Annotated in this window: 13 protein-coding genes and 1 other RNA gene; 10 read left to right on the forward strand and 4 right to left on the reverse strand. The window is 65.3% G+C overall.

What is annotated here, in order from left to right; translation table 11 throughout:
* Positions 1 to 7: 7 nt before the first annotated feature.
* From HD842_RS02560 to HD842_RS02580, 5 genes are read left to right on the forward strand one after another with little or no spacing between them, the layout of a single operon-like run.
* Complete coding sequence (locus HD842_RS02560; protein WP_229424563.1) at positions 8 to 652, forward strand: pilus assembly PilX family protein; 645 nt, start codon at positions 8 to 10, stop codon at positions 650 to 652.
* A gap of 37 nt (positions 653 to 689) precedes the next feature.
* Positions 690 to 1151: a type IV pilin protein gene (locus HD842_RS02565; protein ID WP_183550532.1), complete on the forward strand. Its 462-nt coding sequence runs from the start codon at positions 690 to 692 to the stop codon at positions 1149 to 1151.
* A complete protein-coding gene (locus HD842_RS02570) occupies positions 1148 to 1741 on the forward strand; it encodes a GspH/FimT family pseudopilin (protein ID WP_229424564.1) in 594 nt (197 codons plus the stop codon). The genes HD842_RS02565 and HD842_RS02570 overlap by 4 nt, the downstream gene beginning before the upstream one ends.
* A gap of 51 nt (positions 1742 to 1792) precedes the next feature.
* The gene (gene ribD, locus HD842_RS02575) at positions 1793 to 2956 is read left to right on the forward strand and encodes a bifunctional diaminohydroxyphosphoribosylaminopyrimidine deaminase/5-amino-6-(5-phosphoribosylamino)uracil reductase RibD (protein WP_229424565.1); all 1164 of its coding nucleotides are present in this window, start codon (positions 1793 to 1795) and stop codon (positions 2954 to 2956) included.
* A gap of 6 nt (positions 2957 to 2962) precedes the next feature.
* A complete protein-coding gene (locus HD842_RS02580; protein ID WP_183550533.1) occupies positions 2963 to 3595 on the forward strand; it encodes a riboflavin synthase in 633 nt (210 codons plus the stop codon).
* Here the strand turns inward: HD842_RS02580 and HD842_RS02585 are convergent.
* The 3 genes from HD842_RS02585 to HD842_RS02595 form a co-directional block, all read right to left on the reverse strand.
* The gene (locus tag HD842_RS02585; RefSeq protein ID WP_183550536.1) at positions 3556 to 6015 is read right to left on the reverse strand and encodes a hybrid sensor histidine kinase/response regulator; all 2460 of its coding nucleotides are present in this window, start codon (positions 6013 to 6015) and stop codon (positions 3556 to 3558) included. The two genes, HD842_RS02580 and HD842_RS02585, sit on opposite strands and share 40 nt — an antisense overlap.
* Positions 6016 to 6251: 236 nt before the next feature.
* Positions 6252 to 9191 (reverse strand): M16 family metallopeptidase, encoded by a 2940-nt coding sequence (locus HD842_RS02590; RefSeq protein WP_183550539.1) that lies wholly within the window; start codon positions 9189 to 9191, stop codon positions 6252 to 6254.
* Positions 9192 to 9305: 114 nt separating this feature from the next.
* Positions 9306 to 11984 carry a two-component system response regulator gene (locus tag HD842_RS02595; RefSeq protein WP_183550542.1) on the reverse strand — a complete coding sequence of 893 codons (2679 nt, stop codon included), beginning with the start codon at positions 11982 to 11984 and terminating at the stop codon, positions 9306 to 9308.
* Positions 11985 to 12330: 346 nt separating this feature from the next.
* On the opposite strand from HD842_RS02595, the gene ribBA reads away from it, so the two are divergent.
* Genes ribBA through nusB form a run of 3 tightly spaced genes read left to right on the forward strand, consistent with a single transcriptional unit; the run spans position 12331 to position 14446 of the window.
* Complete coding sequence (ribBA, locus tag HD842_RS02600) at positions 12331 to 13443, forward strand: bifunctional 3,4-dihydroxy-2-butanone-4-phosphate synthase/GTP cyclohydrolase II (protein WP_183550544.1); 1113 nt, start codon at positions 12331 to 12333, stop codon at positions 13441 to 13443.
* Between the two features lie 33 nt (positions 13444 to 13476).
* On the forward strand, positions 13477 to 13956 hold the full coding sequence (ribH, locus tag HD842_RS02605; RefSeq protein WP_183550546.1) for a 6,7-dimethyl-8-ribityllumazine synthase: 480 nt from the start codon (positions 13477 to 13479) through the stop codon (positions 13954 to 13956).
* 19 nt (positions 13957 to 13975) lie between these two features.
* Positions 13976 to 14446, forward strand: a complete 471-nt coding sequence (nusB, locus tag HD842_RS02610) for a transcription antitermination factor NusB (RefSeq protein ID WP_183550548.1) — start codon at positions 13976 to 13978, stop codon at positions 14444 to 14446.
* 225 nt (positions 14447 to 14671) lie between these two features.
* Here nusB and HD842_RS02615 read toward each other — a convergent pair whose 3' ends face one another.
* Positions 14672 to 15580: a transglycosylase SLT domain-containing protein gene (locus tag HD842_RS02615; protein ID WP_183550550.1), complete on the reverse strand. Its 909-nt coding sequence runs from the start codon at positions 15578 to 15580 to the stop codon at positions 14672 to 14674.
* Positions 15581 to 16097: 517 nt separating this feature from the next.
* Here HD842_RS02615 and ubiD point away from each other — a divergent pair.
* Both ubiD and ffs read left to right on the forward strand, forming a co-directional pair.
* Positions 16098 to 17582, forward strand: a complete 1485-nt coding sequence (gene ubiD / locus HD842_RS02620) for a 4-hydroxy-3-polyprenylbenzoate decarboxylase (RefSeq protein WP_183550552.1) — start codon at positions 16098 to 16100, stop codon at positions 17580 to 17582.
* Positions 17583 to 17651: 69 nt separating this feature from the next.
* An RNA gene (ffs, locus tag HD842_RS02625) (signal recognition particle sRNA small type) lies at positions 17652 to 17750 on the forward strand.
* Positions 17751 to 17872 lie beyond the last annotated feature (122 nt).

Raw genomic sequence — 17872 nt, forward strand, 5'->3', positions numbered from 1 at the left:
GCTGCCCATGCGCCACCGACTCCCACCCATGCCGCGGCGCCAGGATGGCATCGCGCTCATCACCGCGCTCGTGCTGATGCTGGCCGTGCTCATGACGGGCATCGCCTCGGCGCGTGGCGCGCTGCAAAGCACCCGCGCCGCGGCCTACGAACGCGATCGCACGCTGGCCCTGCACATGGCCGAAGCCGCCTTGCTCGATGCCGAACACGATATCGACGGCGGCGCAGTGCCAGGCTCGGCGCGCGCCAACGCGATCCGCGGCGGCAGTGCGGATGCCTTCGTCGGCGCGTGCCTGGGCGCCCGGCCGTACAACGGTTTGTGCGCGCACGACGCCGACCCTGATCACCAGTTGGCCCGGCTGGCGCTTGACGATGGCCCGGCCATCGCGTTCGGCACGTTCACGGGCGCCACGCTGCCCACAGGGGAGGGCGGCTTGCCGCTCGAGACGCCACGCTACCTGATCGAGCTGATGCCGGCGTCCGCCGACGGCCAGCTTTACCGCATCGCCGCGCGCGGCGCCGGCAGCATGCCAGGCGCCGGGGCTGCCGTGCAGGCCTATTACCGCCTGCCAGCCGCCGGCGGGCATGGCCGGCGCGTTGGCTGGCGCGAGATCGGCAACTGGTCTGCGATGGTTGCCGCCGCATCGGAATGACGCACCCGGGCAAACAGGAGCAAAGAGGAGCAAATTCATGACACGACACCGCAACGGCTTCACGCTGATCGAACTGCTGATGGTGCTGGCGATCGTCGGCATCCTGACATCGGTTGCCTATCCGTCGTATGCGCGCCAGATCGTCAAGGCGCGCCGGGTCGAAGCCCAGCTGGCGCTGCTCGACCTGATGCAGCGCCAGGAACAGTACCGCGCGCAGCATTACAGCTATATCGCGTTCTCGATGGCCACGGGCGCTGCCGACACGCGTCAGTTCCGCACCTGGCTCGGCAACAGTGCGGCCGCCAGCGCTTATGAGCTCGACGGCGAGGCCTGTCCGGAGCAGACGATTGCTGCCTGCATCGTGCTGCGCGCGCGGCCCGGCACGGCCAATGTCAATGCAGCGTTTGCCGATCCGGAATGCGGCACGCTGACGCTGGTCAGCACCGGCGCGCAGGGCGCAAGTGGCGCCAGCGGCCAGTCCACACGCTGCTGGCCATGACCACGCGCCTTGAGACCACGCCCGCCCGCGCCATCCTGCGCCGCCACTGCACCGGTCTGTCGATGGCGGAACTGGCCGTGGTGCTGGGCATGGTGGCGATCACGTCGTCGCTGGCGGCGCCCGGCCTGCACCGGATCGTCCAGGGCCAGGAACTGCGCGTGGCTGCAGCCGACCTTTACAGTGCGGTCCAGCTCACCCGGTCGATGGCGATCGCCCGCAACGAGCCCGTGATCCTGACATCGAACGACGCGGCTGGCATCGACTGGTCGCGTGGCTGGACCGTGTACGTCGATCGCGACAACAATCGCCAGGCGGGCGCGGGTGACGACATCCTGGCCGTGCGCGCCACGCTGCCGCAGGGCGTGCAGGTGAGCTATTCCTTTGCCAGCCCTGCAGCCCCGCAATACATCGCCTACAATGGCGCGGGACGCAGTTGCAGCACGACCAGCAGCGCTGCGGCGCGGCCCGGTACGCTGTCGCTGTTCCACGGCGGCGGGATACGCCGTATTAAAATCAATATGCTTGGCCGCCCGCGCCTGTGCAACCCGGCGCGTGACGCCGGCTGTGATGGCGTCGCCGCACCGCCCTGAAGTAAGACTGAAAACAAGACTGAAAACAAGCGCATTGCACCATGCGCACCGATGAAAGACCACGTGACGCACGACAGCCAACCCATTCTCAACGACACCGAAGGCATGGCCGCGGCGCTGGCCTGGGCTGCGCGGGGCATGTTCATCACGGCGCCCAATCCCCGCATCGGCTGCGTGATCGTCAAGGACGACGTCGTCATCGGCGCCGGCCACACGCAGCCGGCCGGCCAGGCGCACGCTGAAATCCAGGCGCTGCGCGACGCCGCCGCGCGCGGCAACGACGTGCGTGGCGCCACCGCCTACGTCACGCTCGAACCGTGCAGCCACCATGGCCGCACGCCGCCTTGTTCGGACGCGCTGATCGCCGCCGGCTTGGGGCGCGTGGTCGCCGCCATGGTCGACCCCAATCCGCTCGTCGCCGGTCGTGGCCTGGCGCAGCTGGAAGCGGCCGGCATCGGGGTGCGTTCCGGGATCATGGCGCGCGAAGCGCAGGAACTGAACATCGGCTTCTTCTCGCGCATGGTGCGCGGCCTGCCGTGGGTGCGCCTGAAAGTGGCCGCCAGCCTGGATGGCGCCACGGCCCTCGCCGGCGGCGAAAGCCAGTGGATCACCGGCCCCGACGCCCGCGCCGACGGCCATGCCTGGCGCGCCCGCGCCAGCGCGATCGTCACTGGCATCGGCACCGTCAAGGCCGACAACCCGCAGCTCACCGTGCGGGGCCTGGCCACGCCGATGCAGCCGCGCCGCGTGATCGTCGACAGCCGCCTCGAGATCGATCTTGATGCGCACATTCTGCAGGGCGAACCGTGCTGGCTCGTCGCCGCGGCCGAGCAACCGGGCGACGAGAAAGCCGCCGCCCTGCGCGCCGCCGGCCACGAGGTGCTGTACCTGCCCAACGCACATGGCAAGGTCGACCTGCCGGCGCTAATGCGCGAACTGGGCCGGCGCGAAGTCAATGAAGTCCACGTCGAAGCGGGCAGCAAGCTCAATGCGTCACTGGTGCGCGAAGGCTGCGTCGACGAATTGCTGGTCTACCTGGCTCCGAGCCTGATCGGCCCGGGCCAGGGCATGTTCGACCTGCCGCCGCTCACGCAATTGACCGAACGGCGCCAGTTGCGCTTCCACGACGTCACGCGCGTGGGCGACGACCTGCGCATTCTGGCCCGCTTTGCCGAAGCTGCCCAATCATCCTCTGCTACCCCCAACAAGGAATAACGTCGTATGTTTACTGGAATCGTCGCCGCTGTCGGCACCATCACTTCCGTTGCACCGCTGGCCGGTGGCCTGGACGCCGGCGTGCGTCTTGCCATCGATGCCGGCCCGTTGCCGCTGGCCGACGTGGGCCTGGGCGACTCGATCGCCATCAACGGCGCCTGCATGACCGTCACCGAAAAGAGCGCCACCGGATTCACGGTCGACGTCTCGCGCGAAAGCCTGAACAAGACCGTGGGCCTGGACGCGCCCGGTGAAGTCAACCTCGAGAAAGCCCTGACGCTGGCCGAGCGCCTGGGCGGGCACCTGGTGTCGGGCCACGTCGACGGCCTGGGCGTCGTGCACAGCTTCGAGCCGGTTGGCGAATCGCGCGAACTGATCATCGATGCGCCGCACGAGCTGGGCAAATTCCTGGCCTATAAAGGGTCGATTGTCGTCAATGGCGTGTCGCTGACCGTCAATCGCGTGCACGACCTGGAAGAGGGCGGCCAGAAAGTCTGCCGCTTCTCGATCAACCTGATTCCGCACACGATCGAGGTCACCACGCTACGGCACCTGGCGGCCGGTTCGCGCGTCAATCTCGAGATCGACCTGATTGCGCGTTATGTCGAGCGCATGCTGGCAGCGACCACCGCCAGGTAATCGAGTACCCGGCTCGAGTCCACCGGCTTGGTGAAGTGCGCGTCAAAGCCGGCGGCGCTCGAGCGCGCCAGGTCATCCTGCGCGCCCCAGCCCGATACCGCGACGATCGTGCAGCGTTCGAGCCCGGCGATCTGCCGCAGGCCACGCGCCACGTCGTGGCCCGACATGTCCGGCAGGCCGATATCAAGAAACACCACGTCCGGCGCGCATTGCGCGGCCATTCGCAGCGCCTGCTGGCCGTCATGCGCGACCGTGACGGCGTGGCCCTCCATCTCGAGCAGCATCGACAGCGTCACCGCTGCATCGATATTGTCGTCCGTGACGAGAATACGCAGTGCCGGCGCAGCCGGCGTGCCCTGCGCAGCGACCTCTTCAAGGGGCGCTGCCGCTGGCGCGTCGTCCAGCGCAAGCCGGACCACGAACGTGCTGCCCTTGCCGATGCCCTCGCTGTGCGCGCTAACCGCGCCGCCATGCAAATCGACCAGCTGGCGTACCAGCGACAGGCCGATGCCCAGGCCGCCCTGTGCGTGCTGGCGGTTGCTGCCCACCTGACTGAACATCTCGAACACCGATTCCAGCGACGCGGCGGGAATGCCAACGCCGTTGTCGGTGACGGTGATGACGGCGTCAGTGCCGTCCTGCATCACGCGCAGCGACAGCGCGCCGCCTGGTGGCGTGTACTTGGCCGCATTGGTCAACAGGTTGCCGATCACCTGCGCGATGCGGGTGGCGTCGGCCTGTACCGGCAGTGGCGCATCATGCAGCTGCAGGTCGAATGCATGGCGATGCTTGTCGATCAGCGGCAGGCTGGTCTCGACCGCATTGGTCACGATGGCGTTCAGGTCGACGCGGGTCTTGCGGATTTCCACCTTGCCGTTGGTGACGCGCGCGATGTCGAGCAGGTCGTCGATCAGGTGCGCCAGTTGCCGGACCTGGCGTTCCATCATGTCGCGCACATTGGCCGCCACGGCGGGGTCGCGGGGGCCGACGCGCAGTAATTCCAGACCCGTCATCAAAGGGGCCAGCGGATTGCGCAGCTCGTGCGCCAGCACGGCGAGGAATTCGCTCAGGTTGCGGTTGGCCCTGGCGACTTCGTCGAACAGTTCGCGCTGGCGCGACTCAGCCAGGCGCAGCGCGGCTTCGGTGCGTTTGAAGGCATCGATATCGGTGACGATCGCCACATGGCCGCGCGTGACATCGTCGCGGCCCTTGAGCGGCACGGCTGCCACCTGTGTCCAGATCTCGACACCATCGTCGCCCAGATAGCGCGCTTCGATGCCCGGCACGACGCGTTCGCCGCGCGATGCGCGCGCACCGGCGAAATCACGGCGCGCCAGCGGCCGGCCGTCTGCATCGAACGCGGTCCAGCGCATATAGCGCTCTTCGTCCAGTGACGGCAGCACGCCGGTGGGCAGGTAGCGGTGCATTGCCTGGTTCGACAGCAGCAGCTTGCCATCCTGGCCGGCCACGGCCACGCCCACCGGCAGGGCGTCGAACATCGTCACGAGCGTGTCGCGTGTCTCGTGCAGCGCCTGTTCGGTTCGCTTGCGGTCGCTGATGTCGAGCACGTTGCCGACAAAACCCAGGAAGTCGCCGTTCGCCGCAAAGCGCGGCTGTCCGGTCGCAATCACCCAGCGGTACCCATCGACGACATGCCGCAGCCGATGCTCCATGCTGAATGGCACGCGGCGCGCATTGGCATCGACGACGGCGTGGAGCGCTGCGTCGCGCTCGTCGGGATGCACGGCGGCCGTCCAGCCGAACGCCAGGCTCGTTCCCCGGTCCTGGGCCGTGAATTCGTGCCAGGCGCGCGACAGGAACGAGAGCTTGCCATCAGGCTCGGTGACCCACAGCATGGCCGGCGCGGCGTCGGCCAGGTCCAGGAAGCGCGATTCGCTGCGCGCCAGCGCACGTTCTGCCAGGCGGCGCTGCAGGATGGCGGCGGCCTGGTTGGCAGCCACGCCCAGCAGCAGGCGCTCGTGTTCGGACGGAAAGCCGGCGCGCCGCGCGCCGATGACAACGACGCCAAGCTCGCTGCCAATGCCGAAGCGGGCTGTGCCGAACTGCCGCGGCGCGTCGTTGGCATGCAGGGTGGCGGGCCGCCTGTCATGCGGGTCGGCCGACCCGATGGCGGCGTCGAGCGCCGCGCGCGCAGCCGCCAGCATCGCCCCATCATCGTCATTGTCATCGTTGCGCCGGAGGCGAATCGTGTCCAGTGGATCGATCTCGCCCTTGCCCGGCAGGTGGATACCGACCAGGTCCAGGTCCAGCGTCGCAAGCAGGAAGCTCGCCAGGCTGTCGATGACCCCCTCCGGCGGCAGGTCGCCCCAGATGGCCGGCAGGGTGGTCATGGCAACCAGATCGCGCGTGGTCTTGCGCAGGCGGTCGATCTCGGCGCGGTACTCGTCGGGTGTATGCATGCGGCTGCAGACTCAGTGCGCAGGCATCACGCGGTGGTGTGCTTGGGCACCATACAACAAGGCGCTGGCCAGGTGAACCGGATGATCGGGCATGCTCATGGATTGTTACCAGTAGAGCGCCGATGGTGCCTGGCGCCGGCGTTGATGTGTACGGGGGCAAATGCCCGCTGCGGGCACGCATAGTATAGACGATGCGCGCCGGCAGCCCGAAAGGCCACGCCGGCGCGCGTGGCCCATCAGGTGCCCGGCAGCGCCGGCTGACCCGGCTGGCCCGGCTGCGGCTGCACTGCGGGCAGCGCCTTGGCCACGTTGGCTGCCTTGGCGGCCGCCTCGGGATTGAGCACCACCTGCACATAGTTCTTCGTATCGAAGTAACGCCGCGCCGCCGCCTGTACGTCCTGCGCCGTCAGCGCGGCCACCTGCTGCTCGACCTTCAGGATCGACGCCGGGTCGGTCCCTTCGGTCAGGCTCGATTGCAGATTGGCCACCCAGTAGCCGTTCTCGCGCAGCGAACGGCGGTGGTTCTGGATCCAGCCGGATTTCACTTTTTCCAGCTCGGCGGCGTCCGGCCCGTTCTCTTGCAGGCGCTTGATTTCGGCAAACGTCGCAGCCACCACCTTGTCGACATTTTCCGGCCCGGTCGGCAGGTTGATGCCGATCGAGTAGTTCCCGTACGGGATCTTGCTGAGCGCGCCGCTGGCGCCGCCGCCGTAGATCATCGCCATCTTTTCACGCAGCACCTCGATGATGCGCAGATTGGTCACTTCGATCAGCGCCGACAGGCGCAGCTGTTCGGCCTCGGAGAACACGGCCGGGCCCGTGAAGTTGATCGAGATACTGCTCTTGGGCTCGGTGCCGCTGCGCACTTCGCGCTTGACCACGCCCGTCACCGGGCGCAGGCCCACGTCGCGGTATGCCACCGGCAGTGCGGGCGTGGGCAGCGTGCCCAGATAGCTCGTCAACAGCGGCCGGATCGCCTTTTCGTCGAAACTGCCCACCAGGATGAACGTCATGTCCTTCGCGCTCGAGAAACGCTGGCGGAAGATGGCGATGCTGCGATCGAGGTCGATCTTGGCGTATTCGTCGGCCTCAAGCGAGCGTGGCGCGCGCGGGTGATTGCCAAACAGCGCCGACACCACGGCGTCGCCAAAGCGCCGCCCCGGCTGGCCGCTGGCGTTGCGCGCAATCTCGGCCTGTTTGTCGATATACGCGTGGAACAGGTCTTCGTCGCGGCGCACGCCCGCGAACTTCAGCCACAGCAACTGCAGCATCGTTTCGATGTCGGTGGCGCCCGAGGCGCCCGCGATCACGTCGGTGTAGCTGCCCAGGCCCACGGTCACGCCGGCCGCCTTGCCGGCCAGGATCTTGCGCATGTCCAGCGGCGTGAAATCCTTCACGCCCATGCTGGCCACGATCGCGTTCGAAAAGCGCGCATTCAGGATGTCCTGATCAGGGAACAGGCTTTGCCCGCCGGGGCGCGCCGCGCTCAGCACCACCTGGTCATTCAGGAAGTCGGTGGGTTTCAGGATCACCTTCACGCCATTCGATAGCGTCAAGCGCGTCAGCCCCAGCGCCTTGTCGTGCTCTTCGTGCGTGATCGTGCCGGGTTGCGCCGGGCGTTCCATCAGGCGCGCCGCCAGCAGTTTTTCATCGTACGGTTCGACCGGCAGGCGCGCAGCCTCGCTCACCGCCGCCAGCAACTGCGGCCCGGTGGGCGTATCGGGCTTGGCCACGCCCGTGTACAGCACCAGCTTGCCGGAGTCCTGCGGGATCGTGCGGCGCGCGTAGGCGTTCATTTCGGCCTGCGTGATGCCGGGCACCAGGTTCTGCACGTAGCGGTATTCGGTCTCGATGCCGGGGATGGCTTCGTCCTGCAGGAAGTTGCGGATGTATTCGGCGGCGTAGGTGCCCGAATCGCTCTTGGCGCGCTCGTTCCAGGCCTGCTCGTAGGTGCGCATCAGGTTTTTCTTGGCGCGTTCGAGTTCCTGCACGCCGAAGCCGTGCTGGCGTGCGCGTTCGTTTTCCTGCACCAGCGCCGCAATGGCGGGCTGCGCGCCGCGCGGGCCAATGGCGGCCGACGCGTTATAGGCGCGGTAGCGCGGGGTCAGCTTGCCCAGCGAGCTGCTGGCGCCCAGCCACGGCGCATCGGGCAGTTGCGAGATCTCGGCCAGGCGCGCGCTGAGCATCGACGCGAACAGGCCCTGCACCAGCTCTTCGCGGTAGGCGCGCACGGTGCCCAGGTCGCGTACCGGCTGTACTGGATAGCGGATCAGCACCGCATTGCCATCGGCTTCCGGGTCCGTCACGACCAGCGCCTCGGTGTCGGCGCGCGCCGGAATCGCGGCGTAGTCGCGCGGGCGCGGCGTGGCCGGATTCTTCAGGCGCGTGAAGTGCTGCTTGACGAGCTTCTCGGCCTGCGCCGGATCGATGTCACCGACCACGACGACCGCCATCAGGTCGGGCCGGTACCAATCCTTGTAAAAGCGCTTCAGGGTCTCGGGCTTGAAATTGCGCAGCACGTCTTCGCGGCCGATCGGCAGGCGCTCGGCGTAACGCGAGCCGTTGAACAGGCGCGGATAGATCTGCTTGCCCATGCGGTCGGCCGCGCCTTTGCCCAGGCGCGCTTCTTCGAGGATGATGCCGCGCTCCTTGTCGATGGCGTCAGTATCGAAGCTCACGCCGTGGGCCCAGTCTTCGAGTACCTGGAAGGCGCGGGTGACGTTCTGCGGCTTGTCGGTCGGGATCGGCAGGATGTACACGGTCTCGTCGAACGAGGTGTAGGCATTCAGGTCGGCGCCGAAGCCCACGCCGATCGATTGCAGGTACGACACCAGCTCGTGCTTGCGGAAATTGGTCGAACCATTGAACGCCATGTGCTCGACGAAGTGCGCCAGGCCGCGCTGGTCGTCGTCTTCCAGGATCGAGCCAGCCTTGACGACCAGGCGCAGTTCGAGCTTGTGTTTGGGGCGCGCATTGCGCTGGATGTAGTAGGTCAGGCCATTGGCCAGCTTGCCGACCTTGACCTGCGGGCCGACCGGGATCACGGCGTCGAGCTGCAGCGCGTCCATTTTCGAGACGGCTGCCATGGGCGCGCTGGCCTGCGGCGCACTGTGCGCCAGCGAGGACACGCACACCAACGCGGCCAGGCAGGCGCCGCGTACGAATTTGTTGCTCATTGGGGGTTCCCGGTGACTTGATCGGTGCATTTTACAGGGCGCGTGCCTGTGCACGGCTGGGCTTAAGGCTGCGCTAACGAACGCTGCAGGGACCGTGCAGCGACGGCGCAGCGCTTACAGCATCACGCTGCCGAGCGCCAGCAAGCGAGCCATGTCGACGGCCGGGATGGGCCGCCCATACAGATACCCCTGCATCACGTCGCAGCCGAGCGAACCGAGAAAATCGCGCTGGCCGATTGTCTCGACGCCTTCGGCCACCACGGCCAGCGACAGACCCTTGGCCAGCGCGATGGTAGCCTGGGCAATCGCGGCGCTGCGCTGCTCGCTGGTGATATTGCGCACGAAGGTCTGGTCGATCTTGAGTTTGTCGAGCGGGAAGCGCGACAGATAGCCCAGCGATGAGTAGCCGGTGCCGAAGTCGTCCAGCGAGAGCGAGACGCCCAGCGCGCGCAGTTCGGCCATCTGGGCTTCGGCTGCGCTGCTGTCGCCCAGCATCACGCTCTCGGTCAGTTCGACTTCGAGCCAGCGCGGTGCCAGGCCGCTGTCGTGCAGCGCGCTGCGCACCACCGACACGACGGCGCCGGCCTTGAACTGGTGGGCCGAGACATTGACCGCCACGCGCACCGGCGCCAGGCCCGCATCCTGCCAGGCCTTGTTCTGGAAGCAGGCCTGGCGAATCACCCATTCGCCGATCGGATGGATCAGGCCCGTGTCTTCGGCCAGCGGGATGAAGTCGGCCGGCGAGACATTGCCGATCTCGCCGCTGTTCCAGCGCAGCAGGGCTTCCATGCCGACCAGCGTGCCGTCCAGGTGGGACACTTGCGGCTGGTAGTGCAGCGCCAGTTCGTCGCGTTCGATCGCGCGCCGCAGGCGCGTTTCAAGCGCCAGCCAGCGCAGCGCCTCGGCATTCATCTCGCCCTTGAAGAAGCGGAAGCCATTGCGCCCCGATTCCTTGACGTGCGTGAGCGCCGCGTCGGCCGCCTTGAGCAGGTCGCCCGGCGCATCGCCATCGCGCGGGTAGATGCTGATGCCCACGCTGCCGGTGACCACCAGGTCGTGACCGCCCACGCCATGCGGCTCGGCGACGGCGTCGATCAGCTTCTGGGCGCAGTAGATGACGTCGTCGGTGTCGTCGAAATCGGTCATCAAGAGCACGAACTCATCGCCCGACAGGCGCGCGACGGTGTCGGTGGGGCCAGCCAGCGCGCTGACGCGGCGCGCGACTTCGCGCAGCACGGTGTCGCCGGCAGAGTGGCCCAGGCTATCGTTGATGCGCGAGAGCCGGTCCACGTTGAATAGCAGCAGTGCGACCTGGCTGGCATCCTGGCGCGCCGCGGCCAGGGCCTGGCCCACGCGGTCGTTGAACAGCGAGCGATTCGGCAATTGGGTCAGCGCGTCGTGGTTCGACAGGAAATCAAGCTGGTGGTGGGCCGCTTTCAGCGCCGACATGTCGGTCGAGACCGACACGTAGGCCGTCAGGTTGCCGGCATCGTCGCGCACCGCGCTGATGCTCATGCTGGCCGGGTAGATTTCGCCGTTCTTGCGGCGGTTCCAGATTTCGCCGCGCCACTGGCCGTCTTTTTCGAGACAGCTCCACATGCTGGCGTAGAACGCGGCGTCGTGCCGGCCCGAGCGCATGAAGCGCGGGTTGGTCCCCATGACATCGGCTTCGACGTAGCCGGTGATTGTCTCGAAGGCCGGATTGGCGGCGACGATATTGGCGTCGGCGTCGGTCATCAGGATCGCTTCCTGGGTGCTGTCGAAGACCTGGCGCGCCAATTCCAGCCGGTGTTCGCTGTCGCGCAGGGCGGCGTCGGAATCGGCGCGGGCGATGGCCTCGAGCTGCAGCTGCGCCGCGTGGTGCTGGACCACTTCATACAGGTTCAGGTTTTCGTAGGCCACCGCCAGTTGCGCGGCCAGCGCCGTGGCCCAGCGCTCTTCTTCGTCCGTGAAGGGGGCGCCGCCGTCGGCGCGCGTGCAGTACAGCCAGCCCAGTGGATGCTGCAGGTCGTGGACCTGCAGGCCGAGCAGGTGCACGACGCGCGGATGGCCGGCGGGCAGCGTGGCCAGCAGCGCATCGTCCGCATCCAGCCGCAATGGCGCCCGGGCGCGCAGCAGCACGCCTGGCAGGTCGTGCTCATCCAGCGCCGATGGCAACAGCAGGGCAGCGTCGACACCATACGTGCTCAGATGGCGCACGCTGCTTTCCGAGCTGCCCAGCAGGCACAGCGCAACGCAGTCGGCATCCAGCACGCGGCGCACGGCGTCGACAAATGCCGCGGCCAGCGCCTCGACCCGGCGTTCGCCGACGAGCATCATGCACATGCGTTCGAGTTCGCCCAGGCGCGCGCCCAGGTCGAATGGCAGGGCTCGCTCGTTCTCTGGCTCATGCCCGGCGATGGGGAAGGGCGCCGGCGCGCCGCCGGCCACGCCCAGTTCGGCGTCGACAGCCTCGAGGATCCGGTGCGGGTCGGCCGGCTTGCCCAGCACCGTGGTGACGCCGCAGCGCGCCGCCATCGCCACTGTTTCGCGCTCCGAGTAGACTGCCGAGAAGAAGATGACGCGCGTGTTCTCCAGCGCCGGCTCGGCGCGCAACTGCTGGACGAACTCGTAGCCGTCCATCGTCGGCATCAGGATGTCGGTGATGATGAGGTCAGGCAGCTCGGCGCGCGTGATGGCCAGCGCGCAGGCGCCGTTTTCGGCTTCGAGGATGCGGTGCCCGCTCATGCCGAGCAGGGCGCTCAGATAACTGCGGTTGCTGGGCCGGTCGTCGACAATCAGGATCGTCGCCATCAGCAAAGCCTGCCGCTGGCAGTGGCGCCTGGAGGATGAAGGGGACAAGCAAGCGGCATGGCAACTCCGTCAGAAAGACTGCCGCTGTGAAAGGGTAAATACGGCAATAATGTGTTAATCATAATCCAGTTGGTGACGGTCGTGCCGCGGGCTTGCCACGCGAATGAACTAGCTTAACAATTAACCGACACGCGGTCACCTGTGGTTGTCTATTGGCAACGCATGGTTGACGACAAGGGCACATCGTGCTGGCAATTTGGCGCTCTGGCCATCGGGAATGCCGTTGGGCGTCTGTAAATCCTTTAAAATAGCGGATTACGCAAAACCCCTGTTTCAAGGAATCTGTATGTCCATTTCCAGCACTGAGGAAATCGTCGCCGAACTGCGCGCTGGCCGCATGGTCATTCTGGTCGACGAAGAAGATCGCGAAAACGAAGGCGACCTCGTGCTTGCAGCCGATTTCGTCACCCCCGAGGCGATCAATTTCATGATCCGCCACGCCCGTGGCCTGGTGTGCCTGACCCTGACCGAAGAACGTTGCGACCAGTTGGCCCTGCCGATGATGACGTCCAAGAACGGCACCTCGTTCGGCACCAATTTCACCGTCTCGATCGAAGCGGCCGAAGGCGTGACCACCGGTATCTCGGCGGCCGACCGCGCGCGCACCATCCAGGTGGCGGTCCACAAGGGCACTGTGCCGGACGATCTGGTCCAGCCGGGCCATATCTTCCCGCTGCGCGCCCAGAAGGGCGGCGTCCTGATGCGCGCTGGCCATACCGAAGCCGGTTGCGACCTGACGCAGATGGCCGGCCTGTCGCCCGCCTCGGTGATCTGCGAGATCATCAAGGAAGACGGCACGATGGCGCGCCTGCCCGACCTGATCGAGTTTGCCAAAGAGCACGATCTCAAGATCGGCACCATTGCCGACCTGATCCATTACCGCAGCCAGAACGAATGTCTGGTCGAGCGCATTGCCGAACGCGCGCTGTCCACCGAGGCGGGCGAATTCAAGCTGGTGGCGTTCCGCGACGCACCAAGCGGCTCGGCCCACCTGGCGCTCGTGCATGGCGAGCTGTCGCCTGATAAAGAAGCGCTCGTGCGCGTGCACCAGCCGGTGTCGATTCTCGACCTGCTGGAAAACCGCGCCACTACGCACTCGTGGGACATGGCTTCGGCGATGCGCACGATCAAGGCCAGCGACGCCGGCGTGATCGTGCTGCTCAATTGCGGCGAAACGGCCGAGCAATTGTTTGCGCAACTGGCGCCGCAGGATGCACGCGGCAACCGCGCCGGCGCCCGCGCCGCGTCGATGGACCTGCGCACCTATGGCATCGGCGCCCAGATCCTGCGCGCGCTGGGCGTGCGCAAGATGCAGCTGCTGGCCAATCCCCGCAAGATGCCGTCGATGACCGGGTTCGACCTGGAAGTGACCGGCTACGTGCCGCGTCCCGACGCCTGAATCATCCCATCCAACTAATACAAGAGGTCAGTCATGACGGTAGGAACTTTTGAAAGCAATATGCAGGGCGAAGACCTGCGCATCGGTATCGTGCAGGCCCGCTTCAACGAGACTGTGGGCAATGGCCTGCTGTCGTCGTGCCTGGCTGAGCTCAAGCGCCTGGGCGTGGCCGATGAAGACATCCTGCACGTGACCGTGCCGGGTGCGCTCGAAGTGCCGCTGGCGCTGCAGCGCATGGCCGTGACCGAACAGTTCGACGCGCTGATCGCGCTGGGCGCCGTCATCCGCGGTGAAACCTACCACTTCGAGCTGGTGTCGAATGAATCGGGCGCGGGCATCACCCGCATCGGCCTCGATTACGGCATCCCGGTTGCCAACGCGATTCTTACCACCGAGAACGATGCGCAGGCAGAAGTGCGCATGGCCGAAAAAGGCGCCGACGCCGCGCGTGTCGCCGTCGAAATGGCCAACCTGCTGATGGCGCTGGACGAGCTGGTGCCAGAAGACGAATAACACTAAAGGCAAGAGAACAATGACCGACAAGAATATGCACGCCAACCCGAGCAAGAACCGCACGCCGCGCCACCGCGCGCGCGAGTTCGCGCTCCAGGGTCTGTATCAATGGCTGCTGAACAATGAACCGGCACGCATCGTGGCGGCCAATATCCGCAGCGCCCATGGTTTCGACAAAGCTGACAGCGAGTTCTTCTCGGCGCTGCTCAATGGCGCGATCAGTACCTCGGTCGAGCTGCGCGAGTCGATCGCCCCGCTGATCGACCGTTCGATCGCCGAACTGTCGCCGATCGAGCACGCGGTGCTGCTGCTGGGCGCGTACGAGCTGAAGAACCATCCCGAAGTGCCGTACCGCGTCGTGATCAACGAAGCAGTCGAGCTGACCAAGTCGTTTGGCGGTATCGACGGCCACAAGTATGTCAATGGCGTGCTGGATAAGCTGGCCCAGCGCCTGCGCCCGGACGAAGCGGCAGGCGATCAGCGCCGCTGATCGTTTGGTTTGCACCATGTAAAAAGCCACCGTGCGCGAGCCGGTGGCTTTTTTTTATGTTGGGCATAATGCGACAATCCCGTAGGGTGGACGGCTATGCCGTCCACGCGTTCAAGCGGCGTTTGCGAGGCGCCGACGTGCGTTGAACGCGTGGACGGGGAACCCGTCCACCCTACATAAAAAAGCCACCGCCGCAGCGGTGGTTTTGAGGGCAGCGGTCAAATTTTACAGACCGGCCAATGCGTCCGAGGCAACCACCGGTGCGGTGGCAGAAGTGGTCGCTTCAGGTACTGGCTTTGCTTCCGGCTTCACGCTATCTGCCTCAGGCTGCTTGCTGACGACGACTGGCGCCGACGTCGGTGCTGGCGTATTGCGCTTCATTGCCGGCACGTTCTGGCCTTTCGCGACCTGGTTCAGCAGGCGGTACTCGTTGATGACCTTCGCGCCGTAACCCTGGTCGCTGTCCATATCGGCAGCGCCCACATAGGTCTTCAGACCGCCTTCGACCGAACCGGTGCGCTTGACGTAGTCTTTCAGGATCAAGGCGCCGACACGGATGTTGGCCACGGGATTGAGGGCTGCCTGCTGGCCGCCAACTTTCTCGAACTTGTCATGGTGGACCTTGGCCATCACTTGCATCAGGCCCTTGGCGCCCATCGCGCTTTCGGCGAACGGGTTCAAACCCGATTCGATGGCCATCACCGCCAGGATCAGGAGCGGATCGAGTTTCAGATCGTGCGCCGTCAGGTAGGCGGTCGAGACCAGCATATTGGCGGCGTCACTGGCGACGCGGTAACGCTTCGACAGCCACTTGGTCACGTACTGCTGCTGCTTGGTGTTGCCAAGCGTGGCGGACGACGTGCCCATATGGGTCGTTTCCACAGCAACCGTCTGGGCCGTGGCCTGCATTGCGGGCACGACGGTGGCGACAGGTGCTGCCGACATATTGACGGCGACGACCGGTTCCGGATGCAGCATCTCGGAGACGCGCTTGGCGACGCTGTCGTTGGAGTAGATCAGGGCCATCAGGGCCACAGCGCTAAGACCGAATACGGTCAGGGTAGAACGCGCAGTTTGTACAACACTGCGTGCCGTTTTGGTCACGGATGACACCGTGATAGGCTGGCTGGCCATGGAATGCATGAACTTTGCGCTCATGATAAAACGATGAAACATCGAATTTCCCCTTGTCGCGGCAAAAAGAAGCCCGTCGTCGCGCCAAAGGCGTTACGTGGGGGTGCTCTGGACCGTGCATCAGAAAATCGTTTGTCGCCGCGACGCGGCCGACTAACGCCGTCATTGCCTTGCTTCAGCTGGCTGCCGTCCAACATGGGGACTGGTGCCAGTGGCTCAACAACTGTCTCGGGGGAGTGGGCAGACGCCCGTTGAAAACACTCCTACAATGTCATGTGGGGCCCCGACCCCGTGAATGCATGAGAACAGCTAAAATTGTGTCAAAAAAAGTATCGCTGCCTCATCAAGTAGGACGGATTGTATGGGCGAGCTTATATCAAGTCAACCCTAGCACGACTGTTCTATATTACTTCTAGTTATTAAGGACGTACTGATGAGCGTGAAACACTTGTCGAATCAATCACTTGGCGGCGTCGCTTCACTAATGTTCTGCAACCGAAGAAAAGCTTAAAACTTGATGAAATATACAGATCTGCGTGATTTTATGGCCCAATTGGAGCGCATGGGTGAGCTCAAACGTGTCGATTTCCCTGTCTCGACGCACCTTGAAATGACCGAAGTGTGCGACCGCACGTTGCGCGCCGAGGGTCCTGCGCTGCTGTTTTCCAAGCCGACCGGGCACACGATCCCGGTGCTGGCCAACCTGTTTGGCACGCCAAAGCGGGTGGCACTGGGGATGGGCGCGAGCGATGTGAGCGAGCTGCGCCGCATCGGCCACGTGCTGGCGCGCCTGAAAGAACCCGAGCCGCCCAAGGGCTTTGCCGACATCATGGGCATGGGTTCCCTGGTAAAAGCGGTGTGGGACATGGCGCCCAAGGAAGTCAAGGGTGCATCCTGCCAGGAGATCGTCTGGGAAGGGCAGGACGTTGACCTGGCCCGTTTGCCGATCCAGCATTGCTGGCCGGGCGACGTCGCACCATTGATTACCTGGGGCCTGGTCATTACCAAGGGGCCGAACAAGAAGCGCCAGAACCTGGGCATCTACCGCCAGCAGGTGCTGGGCCGGAACAAGGTCATCATGCGCTGGCTGGCGCACCGGGGCGGCGCGCTCGACTTCCGCGAGCACGCGCTGACCAATCCAGGCAAGCCGTATCCGATCGCCGTGGCGCTGGGCGCCGATCCGGCCACGATCCTGGGCGCGGTGACGCCGGTGCCCGATTCGCTGTCCGAATACCAGTTTGCCGGCTTGCTGCGCGGCAGCCGCACGACGCTGACGAAGGCGATCGGCAGCGAGCTGCGCGTGCCGGCGTCTGCCGAGATTGTGCTGGAAGGCCATATCTATCCGGATGCGAACCACCCGACCGGTTTCGAGCATGCGCTCGAGGGGCCGTATGGCGACCACACCGGCTACTATAATGAGCAGGACAGTTTCCCGGTGTTTACCATTGACCGGATCACGATGCGGCGCGACCCGATCTACCACTCGACCTATACGGGCAAACCGCCGGACGAGCCGGCCGTGCTGGGCGTGGCGCTCAATGAAGTGTTCATCCCGTTGCTGCAGAAACAGTTCACCGAAATCACCGACTTCTATCTGCCGCCGGAAGGTTGCAGCTACCGTATGGCAGTCGTGCAGATGAAGAAGCAGTACGCGGGCCACGCCAAGCGCGTGATGTTCGGCGTCTGGAGTTTCCTGCGCCAGTTCATGTATACCAAGTTCATCGTGGTGGTGGACGAAGACGTCAATGTGCGCGACTGGAAAGAAGTGATCTGGGCGATCACGACGCGTGTCGATCCGACCCGCGACACCGTGCTGGTCGACAACACGCCCATTGATTACCTGGACTTTGCCTCGCCGATCAGTGGCCTGGGCAGCAAGATGGGCATCGATGCGACCAATAAATGGCCGGGCGAAACCAACCGCGAGTGGGGCACGCCGATCGTGATGGCGCCGGACGTCAAGGCGCGCGTGGATGCGATCTGGCAAGAGCTGGGGATCTGATGACAGTGGCCGGCGATGGATGTTGCCGGCCATTTCCCCAAACCGCCTGCGTGCGGTATAATTCGCGCTGGCGGGCCCCTGCGCATTGCGGCATGGTTTACCTGGTCAGGTCGGGAACGAAGCAGCCAAAGCCGTTCACCGCAAGTGCCGCAGATCAGGCTCGCCTCTTTCGTTGTTCTTCGCCCTAGCTGGCGTCTGTATTTTCTGTTTGCTCCCCCCTGTTTGCATCACGTTCGCCATCACGGCGTCGTCACGCCTGTCGCCAGCACCGCATGCCGTCTTGTAGGTCA

The organism is Massilia aurea, from assembly GCF_014200505.1.
Classification (GTDB): Bacteria; Pseudomonadota; Gammaproteobacteria; order Burkholderiales; family Burkholderiaceae_D; genus Telluria; species Telluria aurea_B.